Annotated in this window: 14 protein-coding genes; 4 read left to right on the top strand and 10 right to left on the bottom strand. The window is 72.5% G+C overall.

Features of this window, described 5'->3' with window-relative positions; genetic code table 11:
• Nucleotides 1–8 precede the first annotated feature (8 nt).
• Nucleotides 9–413 carry a hypothetical protein gene (locus ABZS40_RS30240; RefSeq protein WP_354947149.1) on the bottom strand — a complete coding sequence of 135 codons (405 nt, stop codon included), beginning with the start codon at nucleotides 411–413 and terminating at the stop codon, nucleotides 9–11.
• On the bottom strand, nucleotides 410–13,867 hold the full coding sequence (locus ABZS40_RS30235; protein ID WP_354947147.1) for a toxin glutamine deamidase domain-containing protein: 13,458 nt from the start codon (nucleotides 13,865–13,867) through the stop codon (nucleotides 410–412). Before ABZS40_RS30235 ends, ABZS40_RS30240 begins: the two co-directional genes overlap by 4 nt.
• Before the next feature lie 10 nt (nucleotides 13,868–13,877).
• Between ABZS40_RS30235 and ABZS40_RS30230 the strand changes: the two genes are divergently transcribed.
• The 3 genes from ABZS40_RS30230 to ABZS40_RS30220 all read left to right on the top strand — a co-directional run bounded on the left by ABZS40_RS30230 (nucleotide 13,878) and on the right by ABZS40_RS30220 (nucleotide 16,639).
• Complete coding sequence (locus ABZS40_RS30230) at nucleotides 13,878–14,717, top strand: hypothetical protein (protein ID WP_354947145.1); 840 nt, start codon at nucleotides 13,878–13,880, stop codon at nucleotides 14,715–14,717.
• A 192-nt stretch (nucleotides 14,718–14,909) separates the two neighbouring features.
• On the top strand, nucleotides 14,910–15,719 hold the full coding sequence (locus ABZS40_RS30225) for a hypothetical protein (RefSeq protein WP_354947143.1): 810 nt from the start codon (nucleotides 14,910–14,912) through the stop codon (nucleotides 15,717–15,719).
• 374 nt (nucleotides 15,720–16,093) lie between these two features.
• Nucleotides 16,094–16,639, top strand: coding sequence for a hypothetical protein (locus tag ABZS40_RS30220; protein ID WP_354947141.1), 546 nt, complete (start codon nucleotides 16,094–16,096; stop codon nucleotides 16,637–16,639).
• Between the two features lie 53 nt (nucleotides 16,640–16,692).
• On the opposite strand, the gene ABZS40_RS30215 is transcribed toward ABZS40_RS30220, so the two are convergent.
• The 8 genes from ABZS40_RS30215 to ABZS40_RS30180 form a co-directional block, all read right to left on the bottom strand.
• On the bottom strand, nucleotides 16,693–17,010 hold the full coding sequence (locus tag ABZS40_RS30215; RefSeq protein ID WP_354947139.1) for a hypothetical protein: 318 nt from the start codon (nucleotides 17,008–17,010) through the stop codon (nucleotides 16,693–16,695).
• Nucleotides 17,010–17,465: a YbaB/EbfC family nucleoid-associated protein gene (locus ABZS40_RS30210; protein WP_354947137.1), complete on the bottom strand. Its 456-nt coding sequence runs from the start codon at nucleotides 17,463–17,465 to the stop codon at nucleotides 17,010–17,012. The genes ABZS40_RS30215 and ABZS40_RS30210 overlap by 1 nt, the downstream gene beginning before the upstream one ends.
• On the bottom strand, nucleotides 17,462–18,211 hold the full coding sequence (locus tag ABZS40_RS30205; RefSeq protein WP_354947135.1) for a hypothetical protein: 750 nt from the start codon (nucleotides 18,209–18,211) through the stop codon (nucleotides 17,462–17,464). Before ABZS40_RS30205 ends, ABZS40_RS30210 begins: the two co-directional genes overlap by 4 nt.
• A complete protein-coding gene (locus tag ABZS40_RS30200) occupies nucleotides 18,208–20,706 on the bottom strand; it encodes a hypothetical protein (RefSeq protein ID WP_354947133.1) in 2,499 nt (832 codons plus the stop codon). The genes ABZS40_RS30205 and ABZS40_RS30200 overlap by 4 nt, the downstream gene beginning before the upstream one ends.
• A 3-nt stretch (nucleotides 20,707–20,709) precedes the next feature.
• Nucleotides 20,710–21,396, bottom strand: a complete 687-nt coding sequence (locus ABZS40_RS30195; protein WP_354947131.1) for a hypothetical protein — start codon at nucleotides 21,394–21,396, stop codon at nucleotides 20,710–20,712.
• Between the two features lie 81 nt (nucleotides 21,397–21,477).
• Nucleotides 21,478–21,759 (bottom strand): hypothetical protein, encoded by a 282-nt coding sequence (locus tag ABZS40_RS30190; protein WP_354947129.1) that lies wholly within the window; start codon nucleotides 21,757–21,759, stop codon nucleotides 21,478–21,480.
• A 37-nt stretch (nucleotides 21,760–21,796) separates the two neighbouring features.
• A complete protein-coding gene (locus ABZS40_RS30185; RefSeq protein WP_354947127.1) occupies nucleotides 21,797–22,084 on the bottom strand; it encodes a hypothetical protein in 288 nt (95 codons plus the stop codon).
• A 132-nt stretch (nucleotides 22,085–22,216) separates the two neighbouring features.
• On the bottom strand, nucleotides 22,217–23,752 hold the full coding sequence (locus ABZS40_RS30180) for an RICIN domain-containing protein (protein WP_354947125.1): 1,536 nt from the start codon (nucleotides 23,750–23,752) through the stop codon (nucleotides 22,217–22,219).
• 134 nt (nucleotides 23,753–23,886) lie between these two features.
• Here ABZS40_RS30180 and ABZS40_RS30175 point away from each other — a divergent pair, with 134 nt between their 5' ends.
• Complete coding sequence (locus ABZS40_RS30175) at nucleotides 23,887–25,956, top strand: FAD-binding protein (RefSeq protein WP_354947123.1); 2,070 nt, start codon at nucleotides 23,887–23,889, stop codon at nucleotides 25,954–25,956.
• The last annotated feature ends 5 nt before the right edge of the window (nucleotides 25,957–25,961 follow it).

The raw sequence follows: 25,961 nt of genomic DNA, 5'->3' as shown, positions 1-25,961 counted from the left end.
CGTCCCCTTCAGCGGATGGGGTCGGCCGGGCGCGACACCACCGGGTCGGGGACCTCCGCAGGCGGTCGCCCCTCGTCCAGGGTGAGGAAGATGTCGCCGACGGTGGCCAGCGAGCGGAGGTAGCGCTCGTCGTCGTCGGTGCGCAGCCACAGCACCGACGATGCGGGGTCGCCCGGCGCGTCCGGGTGCCGCGCGTCCACCAGCACCGTCGGCGCCGCGCCGTCCGGCCCGAACGCGGCGGCCAGTCGCTGCCGGATCCGGGTGAGGGAGCCCTCCGCGTGTCGGACCCGGGCCGTGCGGCGGCGCTGCGGCGACAGCCTGGCGTACCCGGGGATCAGTTCGGCGAGCAGGTCCGCCGGATGCTCGGCGGACACGTCCTGACGGCTGCCGGCCCAGATCATGCGGATGGTCATGACTCTCCAACGAGGTCGGTGTCCCCCGGGTTCACGCCCTCGGCGAGCAGAGCGAGGGCGGCCAGATCGGCGTGGTCGGGCAGGACCGCGGCGATGATCTCCAACAGGCGACGCGCCTCCCCCGACACGTCCGCCGGTTCGTCGTCGTACCACCAGTAGTGGTGGTTGCCCATCCAGACCGGTGCGGCGGCCGCACCGGCCCCACGCAGCGCGTGCACCAGTCGGATCTGGGCTTGCAGGACGCCGAGGTTGAGGCTCGTCCGGGCCAGCGAGGCGCGCAACGCGTCGGTGGTCGTCGCGGTGACCCCGACCATCCGGGTGAGCGCCGCCTGGTAGGCGGAGAGCAGCCCGGCGAGCGCGCCGTGGTCGCCCGGCCCCAGCATCGCCTCGACCTTGGCGGAAACGCTCCGTTCGCCGGAGGCCCGCAGGTGTCGGGCCACGGCCCGCAGGTCGGCCCAGGTGTCGCGGGTGTCCGACACGTGCAGGGTCACGCCGTTCCCGTCCGGCGCGGCGGTCACCGCGCCCGGATCGGCCAGCTGCGGGGACAACCCAGCCAGGTCCACCGGCCTGGCCGTACCCAGGGTCAGCGTGAGGCCGGAGGCGTTGGCGCCCGGCAGAACCTCCCCCATCCGGTACGGGATCGGGTCGTCGCCGGCCGCCGCCCGGCCGTCAAGCGTGGCTCGTACCGCGGCGAGGTCGACCACCGCACTCCCGGTCGGCGGCTCGGGACGCCAGGTCGCCCGGTGGGGAACACCGCCGCGCACGTCGTGACCGAGTGGTGCGTCGACCACCGCGCGGACCGTCGATGCGGATTCCGGGACGGCCCGGCCGGGCGCGACGGTGGCGTCTGGGCCGATGACGAGGGTACGAGCGGCGACAGCCGATTCGAGCCGGGCATCGGCGAACCGTCGCGGATGATCGAAGACCCGCTCACCCGATGCCCGACCAGGATCAGCCCACAGCACCCGACCATCGACCAGGGTGTGCGCGAGGAACATGTGGTGCACCGTCTGGTTCGGTCGTTGCAGCAACACCACAGCCGTCGAGCCCGGACGGTCGCGCAGATCGGCGACGACCGAATCCCAGTCCGCCACCGGCGACCAGTCAGCCTGCCCGGTCAACCAGGACCCGGCAGAGTCCGCCTCCTGCGCACGACGCGGACGCAACGCATGCAACTCCCGCGTCGCAGACGGATACAGCCGGTTCACCAACCGCTCGGCCAACGCCAGACACTCCGCCAAAGACAGCAGACCGGCACGCACCGACGCCGCCCGACCAGCCTCGGCCACCTCGTCCACCACCTGACGGAACGCCGACTCGTCCAACCTGCTCGGCGCGGCGGCCTGCACCGCAACGATCGAAGGTCGATCGGGCGAAGGGTCGATGCGGCTGCCCAACTCCATGCCCTGCACGGGGTCGACGACCGTCGGCGCGAACCGGGCCGGCGGCTGGTAGGTGGTGTTGGGCCGTACTGTCGTCACCGCGAACAGCCCGCCGTCCCGGTCGATCAGCAGCCGGTGGCCCGGATCGCCGGGCGGGTAGATCACCAGTGTCGCGTCGTAGCGCATCAGGTGGTACTGGGCCCGTCGTTCGCTGTTGCGTTCGCCGACGTTGCTGGTCTCGCCCTCGTACCCCCGGCCGCTGCCGAACCCGCCGTACCCGGAGCCGCCCGGACCGGTACGGACGTTGCCGCTGGTGCCCCGCAGCGTCGCCCCAGCGCCCACCGACGAGCTGGTGCTCTCGGAGACCTCGTAGCTGGGCTTGGTGTCCCGCTGCCGGTAGTTGCGGCCCTTGTGGGCGAAGCCGCGAGGTCGCACGGTGCCGTCCGGGGCGAGGTCCACGTTGAACGCCGCGCCGCGGAGGTCCAGGCCGAGCCGAATGCCGGTGTTCCCGACCTGGTAACGGTGTTCGAGCAGTTCCTCGAAGCGCCGATTGAGCTGCCGGTCCGAGGTGTGGTGGGCGACAGTGCGTTCCAGCGAGCTGAGGTGGCCCTTGCGGGCGATCCTCGGCGGACGGTTCTCGTCGAGGGTGACCGGCCAGCTCCGGAGGGGTTCGGTGACCAGCTTGGCCCAGGTGTGGGCGGCACGTGCGATCGGGCGCAACGACTGCGGGGTGAAGGTGGGATCGGCGAGCACCACCGCGTTGAGGGCTGGCGGCGCCGGATGCGGCACCCGCTCGACCCGGACCGCGGGCACCGCCGCCGGCCGGGACGGCCCGGCCGGCGCCCAACTGCCGTCCACCGGCCCGGTGGCGGCCGAGGGAGCGTCAGCGATCGTCAGGTACGCGGGGACGACAAGCCGCGCGTCGCCGGTGATCCCGGGGATCGTGGTGGTCCGTTCCCACCACGCGGACCGGCCCACCACCGGCGCGTCGGCCGACCAGCGGCTCCACGAGCCGGCGTCGCGCAACACCAGCCCTTCGAGGGCGCGGTAGAGGTTGGCACCGGTGGTGGTGAGGAACCGGATGAGCTCTGGCAGTTCGGTGGTGAGACCGATGTCGACCCGGAAGGTGATGGGCTGGGCGAACTCGTGCGACTGCTTGATGCCGAGCCGCATGATGTCCTTGGTCTCGTCCGCCAGGCCGCTGCCCACACCGGTGCTGCGCTGCCACTCCGCTCGGAACTCGCCGGCCAGGTCGGCCCGGGAGGCGATCTCGCCACGGACCCGGGCCCGGCCGCCCACGTGCAGGGTTCCCGATCTCGCGGTGTCGGTCGAGTGCGCGGTCACCGCCTCGCTGCGTTCGGTCAGGGCGACGTCGTCGCGGGGCAGGTCGGCGGTGGGCGGTTGGAGATCGCCGGTCACCTGAACGAGCAGGAACCGGATCTTCCCGTCGGTGACGATCGGCTGCCATACCCGCAGACCGGCGCCGGTCAGGGTGGCGAACTGCCCATCCAGGGCGGCGGGCCGTAGCCGGGCGGTGAGCGCGCGGACCAGGAGCGTGGGCGGCAGGTCGGCTGGATCGACGCGGCGCGGCAGCAGCTTCCAGACCGACAGCGCGCGGGTGACGGCGGGCAGCACGGCGCGGGCGGCGAGCCGTTCCGGGTGCGACCAGGCCCGAACCGGCTCCGGGTCGACCGGGCGACGGGCCGGCGGGCTGGCCGGCGTGACGGTGGTGGCGCCGGGCAGCCCGAGGGCCGCCGCGAGACGGTCCGGCGTGATGAAGTCCTTGCCGAGGTTGACGCGCAGGTAGCGGGTTGCGCTCCGGACCTCGCCCTGCTCACCGTCCCATCGCTCGGCGGTGATCTTGAAGATGAGGTCGCTGCGGTAGTGCTGGGTGAGCCCGCCGTAGGTTGCCCGGGTGATGTCGATGTACCCGGACTCGTCGGACACGCCGTCGTCGCGCGACCACCGGTAGCCACCGGACGGGCCGACGGCGAGGCGTCCGAGACCACCCTCGCCGGCGGTGTCACCGCCGGGCAGCGGACCGCCGCCGCCGATGCCGCCGATCTGCCGGCGGCTCGGGCCGGAGGGATCGGACGGGGCGACCTGGTCGGTCGGGTCGTCAACCTTGCCGGAGCCGCCGAGCGGGAAGACCGGACCGGTGGAGATGCCGATCCCGGCGCTCCTGCCGGTGTCGTGCGACCACTTGTGGCCGGCGCTGAACTGCTGGTAGTGCTCGATCTCGACGTTCGAGGGGGGGCGGGTCTGCTCGGGGTTGAACGCCCGCATCTGCACCCGTACGGCCTGGTGGTGCCCGCCCTCGTCGGGCAGCACGACGAGCCAGCCGTAGCCGTCGGTCATCTCGGCGAGATGACCGGCGACCTGACTGGCGATGCCCGGACCCCACAGCGGACGCGGCCAGTTCAGCGGCTCCGCGAACCATCGGCGATCCAGGTTGTTGAGTTCCCGGTACGCGTCGGCGGCACGTGCGGCGACCTCGGGCAGGCCGGGCAGGAAGGGGAACACCCCGGCGGCGGACTCCTCCTCGTACGGGATGGGGTCGGCCTGGTCCCACGCGCGGAAGGTCGCGTTTGTTACCCGGCCGGCCCGACCCTGCTCGTCCGCTGTGACAGTCCGGTCCAACCGGTGCTCGTCGGGCAGCACGGTGCGCAGCGCGGTGACATCCGGCTCGTCCGGCTCGGTCGGCTCGTCGCCGATCAGGTAGGTGACCCGGGGTCCCGCCGCGTGGTCGGGGGTCACCGCGCGGCGTAGCACGACCTCGTAGATCGTCCGGTACCGGAGTTCGGTGACGTCCCCCGTCGTCTCGGTACGCCGGTAGTGCTTGACCGCCCCGTCGTACGCGTCGGACTGGGACCACTCCCACTCGCTCTGCAGCTCTGCCCGCCCGAGTTGGAGTTTCCACTCGTTCAGCGGGAGAGGTACGAGCAGACCGCCGCCAAAACCGCCGCCCACGCCGCTGGAGGTGCCGACCGAGCCCTCCACCGAGCTGCCCTGCAGGGCGCGCAGGTTGACGTCCATCGGATAGGCGCCTGTCTCGCGCAACTCCTCCAAATACGCGGTGACCAGCACGTCGTACGGGACGCCGTCGATGATCACCTGGAACGGATCACCAGGCTGGAACCGGCTGAAGTCCGCCTCCATGGCGTCACGCCCGAGATGGATTTCCAGGTCTTCGATGACGTCGACGGGCAGCTCGTCGCGCTGCGACAGGGCGAGTAGCCCGTCGACGGCGGTGTCGAGCACCACCTCCGCGCCGGGCAGCGACAGGGGCGCGCTCGGGCCCAGGCCGCGCCGGGTGGCCAGGGCCAGGGGCTCGCCGGGCACGGGCGTCGCCGGGTAACGGCCCCGCATCTGCGGCGTCTCGACGCTCGGCATCAGCCGTCGGGTCTTGGGGTCGACGACCCGACCACCTGTGAGAACCTCGACGGCACGCGGACCGAGGCGGTCGCGGACCTCCTCCTCGTCGACGAGCCGGCCGACACGCCGGGCGGCCGGCGGCACCGCCACGATCGGGCCGTGTGCGGGTGCGCCGAGCAACGCCTGCTCGTACGCGCCGCGCTGCTCCTGCCAGACGCCCACTTCGCCGGGCATGCCGAGCAGTACCACCGGCCGGACCTCGCCGGAACTCAGCTGGGTGACCAGGACCACTTCGAACTGCTGGCGGTATCGCGTCTGCGCGCCGGTGCGCTTGAACACGGTGTGGTTGAGCACGCTCTCCCCGAGTTCGACGCCGGCATCGCGACCGACGCTGCCGCCCAGCTCGCCGCTGACGGTGCCCTGCCACCTGTTGTCCTTGGGCAGCTTCTTGCCCGGCTTGGGCAGTGCACGGGCGATGGCACTGATCCCGTACGACGCCACCTCGCCGGCGAGTGCGACGTGCCGGCTGCCGTCGGCGCTGGTGCCTGCCTCCGCGATGACGCCGAGGTCGTCGCGGACCGCCACGTCCGGCGTGTCACCCAGGTGTTGCAGGCTCATCGGCTGGAGCATCAGGTGCAGCGACATGGTCGTGCTTCCGTGGTGCAGGCCGGTGGCCCGGTCCGAACCGTTCAACAGGCGTCGGTTGCGGTTGAGCGCGGTCCGCTCGTTGAGCAGTTGCGCCACACCCTGGCGGGCGAAGCCGGCAGCCCCGTCCGCGTCGAGACTCTCTCGCAGGGCCCGGTGCCAGCTGGTGATCAACTGTTCGGTGGACAGAGCGTTGATCACCCGATCGGCGTACGAGGTGCGAGGTGGTGAGCCGTCGACGGAAGCGGTGGCGCGGGCCGGACGGTACTGCCCGTTCGCGGGATCGGTGTACGGCGTGGGGAACTGGATGAGCAGCAGGTCGTCCGAGGGGGGCCGGGTCGCGGTGGTGGCCCAGAGCCGGCCGTCCACGTACACCCTGAAGGCCAGGCCGGCCTGGAACGGAGTGGAGTCGGTCACGAACATCTGGCGTCCGGCGAGCACCTTGCGACCCTCCGAGCTGCCGTGCTCGCGGTGGCTGCCGAAGGTGATGTCCGGCAGTTGGAAGATCACCCGGGTCAGGTGCCGGCTGATCCCGCCGAGCGCGGTGTCCGGGCTGAAGACGCCGCCGGCCGGTCGCTCGCTGTCCCTGCTCCAGCCGCGGGACGTGGAGCCGAAGCTGACCTTGTAGACCTTGGCGTCCTGCTCGGGTACGGGTGGGGCGGGTCGGGGCGCCCTCGGCACCGGCAGGATCCACACCAGACGCTTACCCGCACTGAGGTGGATGCCGCTGGTGAGCCGCTCGTCCCAGTGTTCGAGGTACTGCTCGTAGGCGGCGTCGGCCGAACCGGTGCCGCGTTCCGGCGCGGTCAGCGCCCGGGTGATCTCCCGCCGTACCTCGTTCCGGATCGCCGCCGCGTCCGTGGCCGGCACATCGGGAAGCACGGGCAAGCCGGCGACGAGGCTCCTCGCGATCTGCGCGGCAGAGCCGACACGGGCGCTCGCCGGCCGCCCGGCGGTCAGGACGGTGAACTGGCCGAGCGCGACGTCCCGGAGATACCAGGGCACGGTGGTGTCCTCGGTCGCCGGGGCAGGCGGCGGCAGTGTGTCGACCGGCGGGGAGCCGCCGGGCTGGCCGTCCGCGTCCAGGGCGAGGACTGTGACGTCGGGTGTCCCCAGCAGTTGCGGCAGCACGCCGGGAGCGGGACGTGCCAGCATCCCGGAGTGGGTGGGATCGACGACCCGCAGGACCGGCCTGTCGCCGGTGTCGTCGGACCACAGCCAGAAGACGCGCTCGCGAGCGGGCACGTGCACGAGCGCCATCGCGCCGGGCGCGTTCCGCAGGGCGGTGAGCATGCCGGACACGTCGTTCAGAGGACGCGGGTGGCCTCCGAGGAGCCGTTGAAGTTGGGGCAGGGTGAGCGTGGCGGCGTCGGCCGACGTACGGCTGTCCACGACGTTCGCCGCCCGGCCGTGCATCGCGACGAAGGCCCCGTACGCGCGGGCCACGTCGTGCTCCAGCGACGCCGTCTGGCGCTGCGCCTCGACCGTACGCACCCAGTCGCCCAACCGGTTCGCATCCCGGCCGGTGTGGCGATCGGGCAGTCTCAGGGCGGCGGCCACGGCGTCCGAGCCGGTCCCGTGACGGGTTCCCGGCAGGCCCAGCACGCCCGGCTCGGCGGGTGAGCGCGACGCCAGGGTCAGCGCGTCCACAGCTGACCCGTCAGGCGTGGGCCCGCCGTCTACCTCGGTAGTCGACTGCGTCGACGGCCGGCCGTCGATGTCGGGCGTCGACTGCTTGCGCGGCCCGACTGCGAGGTCGGGCGTCGGCTGCGGCCGGGGGCGGCCGTCCGCGTCGAGCAGTAGGGCACGGACGCCGTGCCCGGTCAGCGCCCGCTCCCACCTGGTGTCCGCCGTCCCGGTGAACGCCTCGTCGGCGAGCAGACCCGCGCGCTGCGTGTCGATCACCCGCAGCGTCGACGTCCCGTCACGGTCGTCCGACCACAGCCAGAAGACGTGCCCACGAGCCGGGCCGGCGTCCGGTGCGAGCACCATGTCGTTCGCGGGCAGGTGGATCAGCGCCAATGCCCCAGGAGTGGCATTCAGCCCATCGACGAGGGCCCACCAGTCCGCCAACGGCCGCAGCGACCCGTCCAACAGCTCCTGAAGATCCCGTATCGTCATCGACTCCGGCGCTGCGGCGACCCGATTGTCCACCACGTTCGCGCTGCGGCCGTGCAGGGCGACGAACGCCGCGTACGCCCGCACCACACAGTCGGTTTCGCTCAGCGTCACCTCCTCGCCGGGCCGGTCCGGCTCCACAGCGGCCACCCACTGCCGCAGCCGCTCCGGATCACGACCACCGGCACGACCCAGACCGGGCAACGCCCGCCCGACGAGCTCGCCGGCCGACAGCCGAGGCCGTCCGGTGCCCTCGGGATCGCCGATCGCTCCGGGCTCGGCGGGAGATCGCCGCGCCGGCGTCTGCGCGTCGACGGTGCTGCCCCCGTCGCTGTCGGACGAGTCGCTGTCGGACGAGTCGTCGGCCGGGTCGGTCCGCCCTCCGGCCGCCTCCCACTGCGCCGCCACGTCCGCCCGCCCGGTGTCGGCGGCGAAGTCGGTGACCTCGACACCCGGGATGGCGCGCAGCAGCTCCAGCAGACCGGGCGGGTCCTCGATCTCGGTGGGCCGGATTCCGGGGCCGGCGTCCGCGAAGTTGATGACCTCGTCGAGGTCGAGCGAGTTCGCCGGTGTAGTCATGGCCGAACGTCCCTGCCGGGCCGCCAGCTCCGCCCGCCACTGGGTCAGCAGGTCCGTGACCTGGGCAGTCGGCTCATCGTCGAGGACGGTGAGCGTGTGCCCCTCACCTCGGAGGAAGTGGAACAGAGAGGAGATCTCGTCGGCGGCCACCGACCAGCGCCGCTCGATCCGGTCCGTCCACTCCACGGCGACATCGCGTACCCGGACGGCACGGTCGACACGCGGCGCGGGAGGCGCGGTGGATGCCGGGTCGCGCTGCGGGCCGTCCGGTAGGGATTGGACCAGCACCGACACCACGCGCGGGTCCATCCCCAGGTCGGCGGCGACGTCGGCGAGCACCGCAGGGTGCAGGTACGCACTGGCCGCGAGCAGCACAAGGTCGGTGGGCACCCGGCCGGTCGTCCGGTAGATCTGCCACAGCGACTCCGGCAAGGGCCGTGGCGGTCGGTCCCCGCCCGGTACCGGATCGACCCGGGCACCCGGTCGGGCCCACGCGGTAGCCAGTCGCGGGCCGGTCACCGGGTCCGTCAGCAGGGCGCGCACCGGCGCGTACCGTTCCTCCGCCGAGGCGGGATCGTTGAGCGCCCGCAGCCCGTCGGCCGAGGTGAACACGGCGGGGTCGACGCCGAGTTCGGCGACAAGCGCGAACAGCAGCAGCGGGTCCGCCACCCCGAGCCGGGCCGCGTGCGCCGCCAGGTCCAGCGGCACCCGGCCGACCCGCGTGCCGACAAGTGCCACCCACATCGCCGGCACGCCGAGTTCGGCTGCCAGGACGATTGACGGCTCCTGGACGTCCATCAGGTCGATGAGCGACACCTGGAGCTGAGCGAACTCCACCAGCGCCTCGCGCGGGACCGGGTCGCCCGTCCCCCAGGCCCGGGGCAGGCCCATGCTCAGCACCACGGCCGTCGGGTCGTCGAACAGCAGGGTGTCCGCTGGCGGGCCGGCGAACCGACCCTGCGTCGCGCGGGCCAGCACGAATTCGGTCACCGCACTGTCCCGGGCGTTCAGGTGGTCCTCGAGCTGCGCGGCGTACTCCGCGTGCCGGTCGTCGTCGGCAAGGGCGGTGCGGTCCAGCAGGCCGAAGACGGCCGGGTCGAGGTACCACCTGCCGGCGTACTCCAGCAGACGTCCGAGTGGGACACCGCCCCGGTTGGCCGGGTCCAGCAGCTCGACGGGGGTCCGCTCCAGCTCGTCGGCGACCAGACGGTGGATGGTCAAGGGAGACTCACCGGCAGCCCGGGCGAGCGCCAGGACCGCACCGTGGTCGAGCCACGGCCGCGCCTGGTGGTCCAGGGCGAAGGTGGACGCGTCGAACCGCGGATCGGCGAACCGCCCGGCCCAGTACGTCCCCAGCCACGCCTCACCGGAACGCTGCCCCTGCGCGGCGGCGCTGCCGTGCGTGTCCGGCAACGCGTTGGCGAGACGTTCGTCAAGCTCCAGCGCGCTCAGGTCGTCCGGCCGCTGGAAGAACGGCTGGTCCTGCAGGATCGCCTCGAACGTCCTCCCGACCGACTCGACCGCGCCGGCCAGCTCGGCGACGGCGGGGTGTGGTGTGCCATCCGGTTCAAGAAGCTCAGGGCGCTGCCGCAGGTTCGCGGCGACGGCCGCGGACAGCAGCCGGGCGTACCGGGCGTCGGAGGTGAGGACCGCAAGGAGCAGCCCGGGCATGGTACGGGCGAGCCGGGCGTGCGGCTCCAGGGTCAGACTCCGCACCGCCTGATCCCGCTCCGCCCACGCCGCGCGCAACTCCGGCGTCGGCCGCGCCTGGACTCCCAGCAGTTGGATGATCGCGCGTTCCAGCCGGTCGCGCGCCACCACGGCGTTGCGCAGCGGATCCCGGCTGCCGGGGGCCGCCGCCTCCACGGCCGGATGCATGCCGGTGATCTGCCGCAGCCCGGCCACCCAGCGGCCGAGCAGACCATCGAGATCACCGAGAGCGCCGATCCGGTCGGCGGGCAGGTCGTCACCGAACCGCTGCGTCGCCTCGCTGAGCTGCCTGCCCCGGTCCTGCAACACGTCGGCGTTGGACTCGGGCACCTCCGCACGCCCCAACTGGCCCAGCGCCGTGCTCAGGACCGCCGGGGTCACCACCGCGCCCCACGCGCCGAGGGCACCCCGCGCCGCCTGCCGGAACATCCACGGTACGCGCAACGTCTCGTCGTGCAGCGGCGACCGACGGGCCGCGTACGTCCGGAGCAGCGCGGCAACATCCACGACGTTCTGGTGGTCCGGGTCGGACGCGGGCAGCTCGCTGCGCAGCAGCGGCGCGGTGAACGGGTGCAGGTATCGCGGATCGGTGCCGATGAGACCGGCCGCGACCAGCACCGTGCCCACCGAAAGGTTCAGCCGGTGCGCGATGCGGAGCAGGTCCACAGGCATCCGACCGCTGGCCACCGCGACCCGGGCGACGTCGAGGAAGCGGTTCAGCACCGACGATCCGGCCCGGTAACCCAGCGCGGTCGCCCCGCGCAGATCGCCCCACGGCCGGTCGAGCAGCGTTCGGGCGGTGGTCCGGTACTCCTTGGCGACGATGTCCGTGCTGGTCAGCGAGTCCACCCATGCGGTCAACTCCGCGTCGCTGATCTCGATGCGCGGCAGACCGGTCAACAGGGTTTCGGACGGGCGGGTCAGGTCCTCGGCGAGCAGCCGCAGGGTGAGTTCGACCCGTTGCAACGGCACGTCGACGAGGAACTCGTGGGCCAACAGCACGATGTGCGGCGACGGCAGCAGGAAGGAGAGCTGACCGGGGTGGAACCCGAGCCGACCGGCCAGGGTCAGCTGACGGGTGAGACCGGCAGCGCTGTCGTGCGGCAGGTAGCCGCTGCGGCGCACATTCTCGCGGACGGCCTCGGCCCGTCCGGCCACCGGCGCCCTGCTCGAACCGGGCACGTCCAGGTCCGGCAGCACGGCATCCCGGACCTCCGGCGCGATCACCGCCAGGTGGCCGGGCAGCACGCCCAGCGCCATCGCCAGGTCCTCGACCTGGTCACGGTCGTCGAGGCCGAGCTCCTCGGCGGCCCGGTCGGGCCGGGTGTCGATGTCGTGCCGCAGCCGAGCCACCGCCACCGCCTCGGCGAGCAGGGTGTCCGGTAGCGCGGTGAGCAGGTCGAACGGCACGGCGTGGTCGACGAAGTCGAGGAGCGCCGGCAGGGCGTCGGCGGCGAGGCCCAGCCGACCGGCGATGTCCGCGATCGCCACCACGTCGTCGTCGGTGATCCGACCGTACGGGTCGAGACTGCTGCGCAGCTCCGGCACGCTGACCCCGTCGAGCCGGACGAGGCGGCCGGCGAACACGGTGAGCGCCCGCGGGTCGACGCCGATGTCGACGGCGAGGGTCAGCAACGATCGTGGGGCGACACCGATCCGGTCGGCCAGGGCGGCGAGGTCGCCGGGCGCGTGGCCGATCGCCCGGATCCAGCTGAGGATCCGCGCGGCGGGCACGTCCGGGGCGAGCGCGGTGAGCGCATCCCACCGGGGCCGGTCCAGGTCGACGGACGGGTCGTCGCGCAACGCGGCCCACCGGGCGGGCTCGACACCCTCCGGCACCTGGCCGAGGCTGCGCGTCGGCTCCGCGTACCCCGGTGGACGTTCGTACGTCGCCAGGCCCTCCAGACCCGGCCCGGCGAAGTGGTCCCGCAGCTCCGCGACGGCGGTGACGTCGAGGAGCAGCTCCACCGGACCCTCGCCCAGGACGGCCCGGACCACGAGGCGGTAGCGGTCACCGAGTTGCACGAACCCGAGGGGTACGGCGTCGGTGAACTCCCCGGGCCGAGCCTGATCGGACGGGGCGCGCGCCGCGCCGACCGTCACCGCGCCGGTGCGCAGCTGATCGGCCGTGACCGGGAACGGGACGCCGGTCGGCTCCGGCATCCCGGACGGCGGCAGCGACAGCAGCGGGACGGTTCGCCGGAACTCCTCGGTGAGCGTCACCGGCCGCTGCCACTCACGGGTGGCGCTGGCGCGCACCTGGCCGACGCGGCGCAGGGTCACGGCGACGTCGACCCGGCTGGTGAGGTGGTCGACGCCGAGGTCGTAGGCGCTGGCGCGGCGCCCGGTCAGCCGCAGCTCGAAACGGTGTGTCCGCGGGCCGGTTCGGTCCGACCGCACCACCAGGCCGTCGTCGAGCAACCGCGGCAGGTGGCGGTGCACCGACGGCAGCGCCAGCAGCGCGCCCAGGTTCACCTGGTGACCGTCGAGTGTCCAGCGGTACCGGTCGAGGCCGCCGTCGTGGGCGTCGAGCAGGTCCGACGCCACCGTGCGTACCGGTTCTCCGCCGTCGGGACCGGTCAGTCGCTGCGACCGTCCGATCGCTTCGACGTCCCCGTCCCCCGGCAACTCCGGCTCGCGCCCAGCGGTGGCGGTCAGCGCCAGGTAGCCGCCACCGCTTCGTGCGACGTACGCCTCGGGCCGGCCCGGATCGCCGTACGCCCGCAGCGCGCCGTCTTCGCCAACCACTACCAGCCGGAGCCGGAGGCCGTCGGCGAGACGGCCGGGATCGGTCGTATCTCGGCGCTGCTCCACCGGGCGCGGCTCCTGGGCGCGGCCCGCCGCGGCGAGCACCGCCTGAACGAGGTCGCGCGGCCGGCCACCGAGCGGTTGCAGGCCGAACAGCGCGGCGTGGTCGGACCCGGCGAGGTCGTCGGAGTCCGTGGCCGGCGCCGGAGCCGCCGGGACGGCCGGTGTCGGCACGTCGGCCGTGGTGGCGACGAAGCGGACCCGCGTCGGAACCGGGGGCACGGTCGCCGGAGCGTTCGTCTGGCCGTCCAGGAAGAAGACTCCGTGCTCGGTACGCACCACGTTGACGGCGTGTGCCACCGATCCGGTCGCAGCGTTGACCACCATGATTCCGCGCGAGCCCGGTGCTGACGCGCTCATCGCGTCGACAACGGCCTGGTAACCGTCGACCTCCTGAACCGGCCGGCCCGCGTAGAAGCCCAGCACCCCCACCTCGGTGGCGACCGAGGCGGGCGCCTCGAACCGGTGGCGCCCACCGGAGCGCACCAGCAGATCGGTGACGATCGCCGCGAACACACAGTTCAGCAGCGACCGATCCGGATTGACCCGGCCCAGGTACGAGAAGCGTTCCCGCATCTGGTCCACGGTGAGCGGATCACCCACCGGAACCCAGCCGCGGCGATCGACGGGCACGGCCCCCGCGACGTCGGCGGCGCTCGGTGCGGCGCTGCCCACCTCCTCCGGCGCGGGTGCCGTCGTCGGAGTCGTCTCCACATCGGCCCGGGGACGCACGTCCGGGCGCGGCAGCGGGTACCCGAACACGACGCCACCCACGTCGCCGCCGCCGCTGTCGCGCGCCGGGGCCGCCGGTACGGGCCCGGCGACCTGGGGCGTCACGCTCAGGCCGGTGGTCGCGGTCTGGGCGTGTTGCCGGGAAACCGTCGCGGGATCTCCCGTCGAGACGACCGGCACGGGCCTTCCCGTCGCCCCGTCCCCTACCGCCGTCGGCGGCGGGACAGCCGGGGACGGAGTCGCTGTCGGCGTCGGCGTCGTAGTCGCGGTAGGCGTCGGAGTCGGCGTCGGCGTCGGCGTCGCGGTCGGCGTCGGCGTCGGCGTCGCGGTCGGCGTCGGCGTCGGCGTCGCGGTCGGCGTCGGCGTCGCGGTCGGCGTCGGCGTCGCGGTCGGCGTCGGCGTCGCGGTCGGCGTCGGCGTCGCGGTCGGGGTTGGGGTCGACGTCGGCGTCGCGGTCGACGTCGGCGTCGGCGTCGCGGTCGACGTCGCGGTCGGCGTCGGGGTCGGGGTTGGGGTCGACGTCGGAGTTGGGGTCGAGCCTGGTGGCGGGGTCGCGGACGGAGCTGGCGTTGAGGTCGAGGTAGGTGCTGGAGCTGCGCTCGTGGGCGTGGCCACGGTGGTGGGTGTCGTGCTCGCGGCCGGAGTCGCTGTCGCGGATGGAGTCGTGGGCGTAGGCGGGTTGGCGGGCGTGGTCCCCGTCGCGGCCGCCGTCCCCGTCGCAGCCGGCGTTCCCGTCGCAGCCGGCGTCCCCGTCGGGGTCGCGGTCGCGGTCGGGGGCGACGTTGGGGTTGCGGTTGGGGTTGCGGTCGGCGTCGGGGTTGACGTCGCGGCCGACGGCGGCACAGAAGCCGAGGCCGGACTGGCCGACGCCGTCGATGCCGGGGTGAGCGTCGACGTCGAACTGACGGTCGACGGGGAGGCGTTCGGTGCGGCCGAGGACGGCGTGGCAGGCTGAGTCGACGTGGTCGCCGGCGTCGAGGACGGCGTGGCAGGCTGAGTCGACGTGGTCGCCGGCGTCGAGGTCGGCGCGGAGGTTACCGACGACTGTGGTGTGGCCGACGACGGGTTACCGAGAGCGGGAGCCGCGGTGGTGGGCGCTGCGGTGGTCGGGCCGGCCGCACCAGTAGATCCACCTGCCACGGCGGGCGTGCCAGCAGACGACGAGGTGGGCGTCGACGCCGAACCGCTGGACGGGGAACCGCCGCCAACCTGGCCCGCTGACGTCCCTCCGACCGTTGCGACGGGCGTACTACCGGCGGTCGCGCCGGACGTGGGAACCGTCGCCGTGCCACCGCCCGAGGCGGCGGCCGTGGAAGCCGCCGAGGGGGCGGACGTCGCGGCAGCGGAAGCCGCCGGGGAGGAGGCGGAAGCTGTGGCCGCCGGGGAGGAGACGGAGGCGCCGCCAGCGGACGACGTCGACCCCGCCGACGCCGGGGCCACCGAAGCCGTCGACGCGGATGCCGACGAAGCCGACGCCGACGCCGCGACCGACGCCGACGGGGCTGCGGCCGACGAAGAAGCCGCGGAAGGTGAGGCCGACGTGGAGACCGGCGCGGGCGCAGCCTGCGACGTCGAAGCGGCCGGAGCCGAAGCGGCCGGAGCCGACACGGACGATGCCGATGCGGGTGCGGGTGCGGGTGCGGGTTCAGTGGTTGCCGCCGTTGGGCCGGTCGTGGTCGAGGATGGTCCGCCCGCACGTGCGGCGGCTGTCGGCGCGGCGGCCGGTCCAGTGCTGGACGTGCTCACCGGGGCCGGTCCGGTGGCGGCGCCCAACGGTGCCGACGTCCCTGCCGGTGGGGCATCGTTCGCGGTGGACGAAACAGCGTCCGGCTCGGCGACCGCGTCGCCGGACTTGTCCAGGCCCGTCTCGCCCGACTTCTCCGGGGCGTTCGCGTCGGACTTCTCCCCGACCTGGTCGCCGCCCTTCGCGTCGGACTCGCCGACCGCCTCGGCGTAGCTGGGGAGGCCGTCCACCGTCGGCACCACCACCTCGCCGACGCCGCCGCTCCGACCGCCCGTAGACGGCCCACCCTCGGACGCGCCGCCGATCGTCGCCGCCGTCACCGAGCCCCAGTTGAACCCCTGCCCGAAGATCGCGCCGGTGCTCGCGTCGGCGATGGCCCCACCGGCACCCTGCGCGGCGGCGGAGATCGCGGCGTACGCACCCTTGAACCGGATGTCCGTGATCTCGCGCATCCCGTCGCTGGTGATGCTGCGGGTGGAGCTGGTCCACGTGTTGGCCAGGCGCCGGGCCGCCTCGCCGGCGACGAGGCGACCCGCGCCGGCGGCGACACCCCCGATCACGCTCCCGACGCCGGACACCAGCAACGATTGCGTGTCCAGACCGCCGATGCGCAGGCCGCGGGCGATCTGGGCGAGCTGGGTGGCGAGGTCCACGCCGAAACCAATGGCGACCTCGGCGGCCAGCTCCGTGATCAGTGTCCGCAGGATCGCGTAGAGGATGCCGCGCGCGGTGGCGACCACCACCGGGATGAAGAGGGCACCGAACAGGGTAGCCAGCAGCCAGGCGATGGACGCCGCCAACACGACCAGCTGCACGATGATCGTCACCTTGGTCTTCTGGATGTCCGCGGCGGCGTTCATCGAGGTCTTGGCGAGTTCATCGGTCACGGTGGCCAGGGTTTCGAGGATGGCGGGGAGGTCGGAGCGGACCAGATCGGTGTACGTGGTGGCGGCCGACCCGGTCATCGAGTCGCCGAGGGACCGCGCCAGTCCGGGCATGTCGTCGCGCAGCGCGCGCAGGACATCCCCGTGGTCGCTCCACATGCGGTGCATGCTTCGCAGCATCGCCTCGTTGCCCTCGGGCCACTCCATGCCGACCACGACCTTCAGCAGCCGCTGAAGGTCGGGGGGTAGGTCGACGACCCCGGGCCCGGAATCCTCCGCCATCTGGTCCTCCGTGCCTTCTGCTACTCGCTCTGCAACTCCAACGTGCCGCCGCCCTGGGCGTCGAGCTGCTGGAACGCATCGGCGATCAGGCGCAGGTTGTCGGCAACCGCGCCGAGGGTCTCGACGGTGGTGGCGATGTCGGCGAGCTGCTGGTCGGCGGGCCCGACGTAGTTGTTGGCGAAGGACTTGCCCGATGCGTCGTCGCCCCAGCACCCGTACACGGCGTCGAGGTCCCGCTGCAACGCCTTGAGCGCCTCACCGAGCCGGTCGCCGCCCGCCCCGAGCCCGTCGGCCATGCCGCGTACTCCGGGTACGTCTGCGGAGGTGATCTCGGACATCAGTTGTCCCCCCGCAGCCGTGCCTGGTCGGCCGTGGACACCGCGCCGGGCGGTAGGACGTCGAGCGAGGCGCTGAGGAAGCTGCCCACCATCCGCTCCAGGTCGACCTGGCCGCCGGCCAGATCCTGGAACGAGATGCCGGGCAGCACCTCGTCGCCGGCAACGTCGGCGAGCTGGGTCAGGGACTCGACTCGGGCCGCCCCGATCGTCTCGGTGACGAGCGAGGCCAGCTCGGCCGGGGCCATCTGCCGGTACCGGGTGTTGTGGAACGTCAGCTTGAGGATCTCGCCGCGTCCGTTCATGACGACGGACAGCAGCCGGTCCTTCGAGGTGGTCGTCGTGCCCTGGGCCATTCGCTCGTGCATGCGCCCCAGTCGCTCCCGTTCCTCGGCGAGCGTCTGCAGGGCGGCCTCGAAACCGGCGGTCGCGTGGCCGGGTGGGTGTTTGTCGGTCATGACGGGCTCCTCTCGGGGCGTACGGGTGTCGACGGCCGAGCGCGACCGGGGGTTCCCCAGCCGTCTGACGGTTCGGCCCAGGGGCCGGGGTCGAGCGGCGCGGGGACAGTCACGCGCCGTTCGCGCTGTTGGGTACCGACCGCGCCCATGCCCATGCCGCCCATCGGCATCATCGGCATCATCGGCGCTCCCGCGCCGGGAGATGCGGCACCGGGCGGGCTGGGCGGGACGTCCCGGTCGGGGTCGAGGTCGCTGGCGAACAACTCGACGCCGGGGGGTGCCGAGCCGGCCAGTTCCCGCCCGGTCGCGGTGACCGGAGGTGGCGGCGGTAGGTCCTGCCCGGCCCGCAGAAGCGCCGCCCCGGCGCACGACAGGACCACCTGGCCCTGCACGTCGTACCTGCCGGGCCGCGCCTGTGGGTCCACGGCCTGGCGGGCGACCAACTCGCTTAGCTGGTCGCGGGCGTCGGCTAGTGAGTCGCCGGCCCGGCGCAGCGCGCTCGCGAAGTCGGTCGTGGCGAGCTGGTCGAGCACCGCCGCGACGTCGGCGGACGACGCCGGCACCGAGGATGAGGGGCCGGTCATCCGGCATGCCTCCTCGGCGTCACGCAGGGCGCGACGGAACCGGTCGGCGAGTTCCGCGAAGGTCTGCCGACGCTCCTCGAAGCGGTCCGCGGCGGCGTAGAGCGCCGCAGGCGGGGTACGGCTCAGCCGGGCCGCCGCCTCCTCCAGCAACGCGACCGTCACGACGGCCGTCCGATCGCCTCAGCGGAGGCCCCGTCGCCGCTGTCCTGCCAGGCTTCGTCGTCGCCCTCCAACCAGATGCTGCGTTCCCGGTCACGTGATGGCTGGTGCCCGTGGCCCTGACCCATCGGCGGCATCATCGGCATGCCCTGCCCGGCGGATGGGTCGACGGCCGGGCCGGTCGGCCCGGCCTGCGCCGCAGCCGGGACGGCCGGGCGCAGGTCGGTGAGCGGGCTGCCGGCGGTACCCACACCGCCGGCCCCGCCCGACGAGCCCCCGCCGCCGGCCGAGCCCAGCCCGCCCGACGAGCCCGAACCGCCACCCGACCCCCCGCCGGAGCCGGCCCCGCTGAGGAAATCGGCGAGGCTTGTCGGACGGCCGTTTCCGGTGTGGACGCCGTTCTCCTCGATCAGGTCGTCGAGGGCCTCGGTGGCGCTCTCGCGGGCGTCCTCCAGCGCCTCGATCCGGGTCTGCTCCTCGGCGCTCTCGCCCGGCTGCGCCTCGGCGTCCTCGATCAGGTCGTCAATCGCGGCGTCGACCGCGGCGCGGGCCTCGCGGACGGCGTCGTCGTGCCGGGCGTCCTCGGGGTCCACGGTGCCCGTCGACCGGGCCATCTCCTCAAGGCTGTCGTCGAGCGCGTCCCGGGCGTCCTCGAGCGCCTCGCGGCGCTGCTCCTTGGACTCCGGATCCGCGTCGCTCGCCTCGTTCTCCTCCAGCAGATCGCCGATGGCGTCCCTGGCCGCGTCCTGGGCGTCCTGTAGGGCTTCGCCTGGGGTGCTGGAGTCATCCTTGCCCAGCAGGTCCTCGATGGCCTTGTCTGCGGCTTCCCGGGCGTCGTCGAGCGCCTGCTGACGCTCGACGCCACCTGCTCCGGACTTGCCCGACAGGTCAGCGATCGCGTCGTCCGCGGCCTTCTTGGCATCGGTGAGGGCCTGTTGCCGGGCGGCCTCGGACGGCTGCCCGCCGCCTGCGCCGGGCCCGCTGCCACCGCCGGTACCGCTCGACGGGCCGGAGGATTCGGTCGGCAGACCGCCTCCCGAGGAGCCGCCGCCCGGCATGCCACCACCGGCCGACTGCAAGCCCTCGATCGCGTCGTTGGCCGCCTTCTGCGCGTCGTCCAACGCCTTCTGGCGGGCCTGGTCGGCACCACCGCCGCTGCCCTTGCCGCCGCCAGGACTGCCCGACCCTCCACCCGGCACGCCGCCGCCGGGACTGCCGCTGCCGCTGCCCGGACCGCTGCCGCTGGCCGGACCGCTGCCGCTGCCGCTGCCCTTGCCGCCACCCGAGCTGCCGGACCCGGGGCTGCCGCCACTGCCCATGCCCGGCATGCCGCCGCCCGCGCTGCCGGACCCCGGGCTGCCGCCGCTGCCCATGCCCGGCACGCCGCCGCCCGCGCCGACGCCGGAGGTCTCGCCGCTCGGCGGCCCACCGCTGCCGGACGTACCCCCGCCGGGGTTCGACAGACTGTCGATGGCGTCGTTCGCCGCGTTCTGCGCGTCCTGCAGGGCGGCCTGCCGCTCCGCGGCGCCGTCACCGCCACCGGACCCGGAACCGGAGCCGTCGCTGTTCAGCGCGCTGTCGTCGAGCCCGCCGCCGGACGAGCCACCCGTCGACCCGTCCACGCTGCTGTCCGGCGCGGCGTCCTCCAGGTTGTCGATCGCGTCGTTCGCCACGGACTCGGCCGCGTCCTTCTCGTCGTCGCCGTTCGAGGACGACGAGTCGTCGTCGGCGGAGGTCGAGGGGTCGTCGGCGGAGGAGGTCGACGAATCGTCGTCGGAGGAGGTCGACGAGTCGTCATCGTTCGACGTCGACTCGTCGTCCTCCGACGAGGACGAGGTCGAGTCGTCCGCCGCCGCGCTGGTGAACACGTTCGGGGGGGTGATCTCCAGCGGGTCCAGCGCCTCGCCCTTGATGACGTACTTGTCGCTGAGCGTCATCAGCAGCTGCCGCATGTGCGGCATCATGATGTTCTGCTCGACCATCTGGTACGCCGCGTCGCGGGCCTTCTGCAACATGTCCGCCGGTGGCGACAGCTCCACCGCGTTGTACGCGTCCCACACCGCCTGCTCGAACAGCTCCTCCTGCTGGTCGGTGAGTTGGTGGAAGGTCTCCACCGCCTCCCAGAAGGCGGTGGCGAACACCTTGATGTCGTGCCCGACGTCGCCGACAAGCTGCCCGTACCCCTCCAGCCGGTCGTGTACCGCCCGGCTGTGGTTGAGCAGTTCCGTGGTCCGTTCCTGGAACGCGTCACCGGCCTTGCCGACGAAGCCCGGGTCCAGTGCCGTCTTGATCCGGTCGAACTCGTCGTTGATCCGGGCGAGTTCGGCGGCCGCCTTGTCGAAGGCGGCCCCCGCGTCGTGCCAGGCGTTGCCGGTCTCCGCCGTGTTGTCCACCAGTTCGCTGACGTAGGGCTGCAGGTCCGTCCACACGTGCAGCGAGGCGAACGTCTGCCCACGGGGAGCGGGCGTCTGGAGTGAGCCGACCGAATCCTCGGGCATGGCCTACTTCTCGTCGTCCTCGGGCGTCACGTTCGTGGTGACGCTTGTGCTTTCCGGCACCGCCTGGTCGTTTGCGCCCTCGGTGAAGAACCCGCCCTCGTAGTCGTAGTCGACGACGTCGGTGTCGGTGAAGAGCACCTCCGGGGTGATGGAGGTGTCCGGAAAGACTGTGACGTTCAGGTCCTCCGGCGCCGGCAGGGTCACCGCGATGGTCCCGTCCTCGGCCTTTTTCGCCTCGCCCGTCATCGGGTCGACCTCGAAGCCGAGGCGCGCGCCGTCGCGGTTGACGTTGTCGCCGGTGTCGTACGTCTCCTCCCCGTCGGCGGGTGGGATGGTGAGGCCGCCGACCGACCCGGTCCAGGTCTCGATCTCGTCGACGGCCTTGCCCTGGAGCGAGTCGGCGTTGGCCTGGTCCTGCTGCTCGAAGATGTCGGCGATGGTGCGCAGCCGGGTGCCGAGCGCCTCGAAGGACGCCTGTAGGTCGAGGGCGTGCTGGCGCAGGCCGGCGCCCCGGTCGGCGACCATGGCCTCGAGCCACTGGGCGGCGTCGAGCTTGCCGGCCTCCAGCGTGCTGGTGTCCGCCGCCGTCTCGAAGATCGTCATGCTGCCGTCGGTCATGAGGTCCTCGATCTGTCTCGCCGCGTCGCGCAACGCCGCGAGGTCGATCTCGGTGCTGTCCGAGCTGGCCATGCTCACTGCTCCTTTCCGGGCCGATGCGATCCGTGGCGCGGGGCGGGCGGCGGCGGAGGAACTCCCCGCCGCCCCCGCGGACTACCGGGCGCCGAGCTTCTTGTCGGTCGCCTGGTAGTCGGCGAACCTCTCAGCCAGTTCGTTGCTACGCGCCAGCGTGGCGTCGTTCAGCACGGTGATTCCGTCCCGGACCTTCTGGGCCTTCTGCTCGTAGTTGAGGACGTAGTCACCGTTGAAGGCGAGGACCCTCTTCGCCTCCTGTTCGAGGACGTCCAGCTGAGTGATCACGTTGTCGGTGATGCGCTTCATCTCGTCGTAGGCGGAGTCCATGGAGTCGTAGTCGTACTTGATGTAATCCGACATGGCAGGTGCTCCTTCTTGGGATTTGCGGGAACGGCCATCAGGAGAGGGATTCGCCCTGCTCCTGGTTGAGCCGTTCCAGTTCCGTCTTGCACTCGCGCAGAAACTGCTCGCAGTCGTCGAGATCCTTGAGAATGGCGATCATGTCGGTGCTCCAGGCGTCCTGGACGGTGTTCAGCTTTTCCATGAGTTCGCCGGCGTTGGCCGCGTAGAGGTCGTTGACCGTGGTGTCGAGACCCTTCCGTTGCCCGTCCAGGTCCTGTTCCGCGGTCTGGTGGTTGTCGGCCGCCATCTCGACGTCGGCCGGGGTGATGTCGGTGATCGCCATGCTGGTTGCCTCCTGTGCGCCGGTGATCGTTGGCACCGGTAGACAACCAGGCGGCGGGCGGGCGCGGGTCCGCCCGGAAGGCTCGCGGGCCGTTCTCCGGGGATTTCCCTCACCTCGCAGGAAGGCGGTGGATCAGGTGATCGGCCGCCAGGTCTGGTCGTCGTCGTAGACGCAGGTCCAGATGGCCGTGGTCGCCAGGTCCCAGCCGATGTCCAGGCACATGCCGCCGTTCACCACGCTGATCACCGCGTTGTCGCGGAGCGTCCAGCGCTGGGTGGCGGCACCGTTGCAGGTGGCGGTCTGCACGAGGGTGCCGTCGGTGACACCGCTGTCGTTGACGTCGAGGCAGAGCCCGCTGCGCGCGGACCGGATCGTGCCGTCCGACCGCACGTTCCACCGCTGCGACACACGGTACGGGTCACAGGACTCGATCCGGGAGGCGAGCAGGTCGGTGGCGGCCCCCGCGTCCAGGCAACTGCCCGACCGCTCGTGCGCGAACATCGTCCCGGACGGTTTCCGGCTCGGGGTGGGCTTGGGCGGCGCCGGCTTGCGCGACGGGCTGGGCGGCGCGGCCGTCGGCCGCCCGGGGGTGGCCGACGGAGAACCCGACGGAGAACCCGACGGGGTACGGGACGCGGACGGTGTGGGGACGGGTGCACCGCCGAGGCGGCTGTCCAGCCGGTAGTAGTCGCTGTAGCGGCGGACCTGCTCCAGGAAGGACCGGGTCATCGCGTCCGGGACACCACCGGCTCGCCGGACGGTGTCCTCACCGGAGCGCCAGGCGGCGAGCGCGAGCAGGTACGGGTCGCCCGGCAGTCCGTCCAGTTCCTGCGCCAGTTGGCACATGGCCGCACCGAGCACGCCGACCACGTCCGCGGCGTTGGCCGGCGATGCCTTCGCAGGCGCGTACCGCTGCCACAGCCTCAGGGGGACGACGCCGCCCGAGGAGTCCGTGCGCAGGCCGGACACCGCCATCAACTGCCCGGCGACGGCGGCGGCGGAGACCTGCGGGCAGCGCCGACCGGCGCGGGCGATCGGGGTGACGAGCGCGTCGGGCAGGGGTACGGCGTCGGGCACCGCCCCGGCCGTGAAAGCGGCGGCGCCGGCCTCGGCGAAGTGGGGAAGACCCCGGTAGTAGGACGCGTAGCCGGCGGCCTGCCGGACGTACTCGGACGCCGCGTCGGGCACCCCGCCGGCCTCGGTCACGGCCGGGACACCGACCCGGAAGCCGGCCAGCGCCAACCGCCACGGGTCGCCCGTGACGCCTGCCTGCCGGACCTCACCGCCGAGCTGACACATCAGGTGCGTCAGGGCGGCAACGGCGGCCATCGGGTCGGTCGGCTGCGCGTCAGGCCACGGCACCCACCGCCGCCACTGACTGTCGTTCAGGCCGGCCAGGCCACTACCGCCGGACACCGCGCGGGTCGCGTCCGTGGCCAGGCCGGACTCGGCCATCAACTGCCCGGCGACCCGGGCCGAGGTGAGCATCGGGCAGGCGTGCCCCGCAGCCAGCACTGCCGACATCTGCGCGTCGGAGAGCGGTCGTCCGACCAGGTCTTCCTGACCGGCGTACGCCATCACGCTGATGCCCACTGCGGCGGCGACACCAGCGGCGACCAGGCCGGCGACCCAACCACGACACCGTCGGAACAACCCAGCAACCCGCACGTTCGGTCCCTCCGACGACGCCACCCACCTGCAACGAGATCCGCGGTCGTCCGGTTCATCGTTGCGGACCTGCGCGTGGGACGCCCAGGTGTTGATCGGATCATCATTACCTGTTGAATAGATGCTGACAAATTTTGAAGAGACTCGGCGGCCTGGCTATCACCTATCGACGCCTTCTCGCCACCACCCTCGTGGCCGGGCTCGCCCTGCTCGCCGCCTGGACACCGGCACGCGGCGCGGAGCCCGCTCCGCCGGCGCCCACCGCCACCGCACCCAACATCATCTTCGTGCTCGTCGATGACCTCGCGTGGAACCTCGTGCCGTACCTGCCGCAGGTGCAGCGACTACAGGCCGAGGGCACCACCTTCACCAACTACACGGTGACCGACTCGCTGTGCTGCCCGTTTCTTCATTGTGTCCTCGCGTTGACGGTCGAGTCTGGCGCATGGCTCGTACCGGGTTTGTCGGATGTTCGCCCCCGTGTCGGTGCCCCGGCCCAACACCACGCTCAGGCCCGGCGATCAACGCTCAACCAGGCCCTGGGTGATCTGGTCGCGGCGCGCCGAGGTCGGCCTCGTCGAGCCGGTGGCAATCGAATGTCAATGGCCACCGGATGTGCTCGGTGCAGAGAGCACGTCATTGTCACGACAGAGTTGGATGGACATCACATGATCGACGGCATTCCCTCCCGACCCGCGAAGGCCGGTGTCAATCGCCGGGCGGTCCTCGGCATCGGCGCCGCCGCGGGGACGGCCGCGCTGCTGGCCGCCTGCACCTCGCCAGCGGCGGAAGAGACGACGAGTGCGGGCAGCGTCGCGGCGTCGTCGATGACACCGGGCGAGGCGGCCCGGCTGCGGGCTCAAATTCGCGGAAGGGTCCTGCTTCCCGGTGAGCCGGGCTACACCGAGGAGGTTGCGACGTACAACCTCACCGCGACCCACCGCCCGGCGGTGGTCGTCGCCGCCGCCACCGCGGCGGATGTCCAGGTCGCGGTGCGCTTCGCCAGGGACAAGAAACTGCCGGTGGGCGTCATGGCGACCGGGCACCAGAATTCGGTACCGATCAATGGAGGTCTACTTGTCTCGACCAAGGCGATGCGGAACCTCGTGCTCGACGCCGACCGTCGCACCGCCCGCGCGGAGGCCGGCGTGCGGTGGGACCAAGTGGTCCAAGAGACCACCACATTGGGTCTCGCCCCGCTGAACGGTTCGACGGGCGGCGTCAGCGTGGTCGGCTACACGGTCGGCGGTGGTCTCAGCCCGACGCTGGGCCGCGCGTTCGGCTATGCGGCCGATCACGTCACCAGCCTCAACATCGTCACGGCCGACGGTCAGCTGCGGACGGTCACCGCTACGAACGAGCCGGAACTCTTCTTCGCCGCCCGCGGCGGCAAGAGCAACTTCGGCATCGTCACCGCCATCGAGTTCGGCCTCTTTCCGGTCACGACGCTCTACGCCGGCAACCTGTTCTTCCCCGGCGAGCGGGCCAAGGAGGTCCTCGACGCGTACCGCAAATGGGTGACGACAGTGCCGGAGGCGATGTCCTCGTCCGTGGCACTCATGCGGATCCCGCCCGGGCCGAGCGCGCCCGAGCCGCTGCGGGGCAAGTTCGTGATCACGGTCCGCGTCTCCTACGCCGGCTCGGCCGCCACCGGGGCGGCCCTGATCAAGCCGCTGCGGGCGATCGGGCCGACGGTCGTCGACTCCGTCGCGGAGATCCCCTACGCGGCCTTCGCGTCCATCCACGCCGACCCAACCGATCCGGTGCCCGCCTACGAGCGGACTGCTCTGCTGCGGGAGCTGTCCGCCGCGACTGTCGACGAACTCGTCGCGGTGGCCGGCCCGACAGCGGCCGTCCCGCTGACCATGGTCGAGGTGCGTCACCTCGGCGGGGCGCTGGGCCGGCCGCCCTCGGTGCCGAACGCGGTGAGCAACCGGGACGCGGCCTTCACCCTCTTTACCGCCGCGGTCGGCGGGCCGGCCGATGCCGCCGCGATAAAGCAGCAGCAGGACCAGCTGATCCAGCGTATGCGCCCGTGGAGCACCGGGTCGACGTACGTGAATTTTCTGTCCACTGCGGAGTCGTCGGTCCAGCAGGTACGCACCGCGTTCACGCCCGAGACGTACAACCGCCTGATCCAGCTCAAGAGGCGGTTCGACCCGACGAACATGTTCCGGTTCAATCACAACATCACACCGGCCTGACGATC

Origin of the sequence: Micromonospora sp. NPDC005324, from assembly GCF_040607155.1 — a bacterium.
GTDB classification, from domain to species: Bacteria; Actinomycetota; Actinomycetes; order Mycobacteriales; family Micromonosporaceae; genus Micromonospora; species Micromonospora trifolii.
The sequence above is the reverse complement of the archived record's forward strand: the minus strand, read 5'-3'. Positions and strand labels throughout refer to the sequence as shown.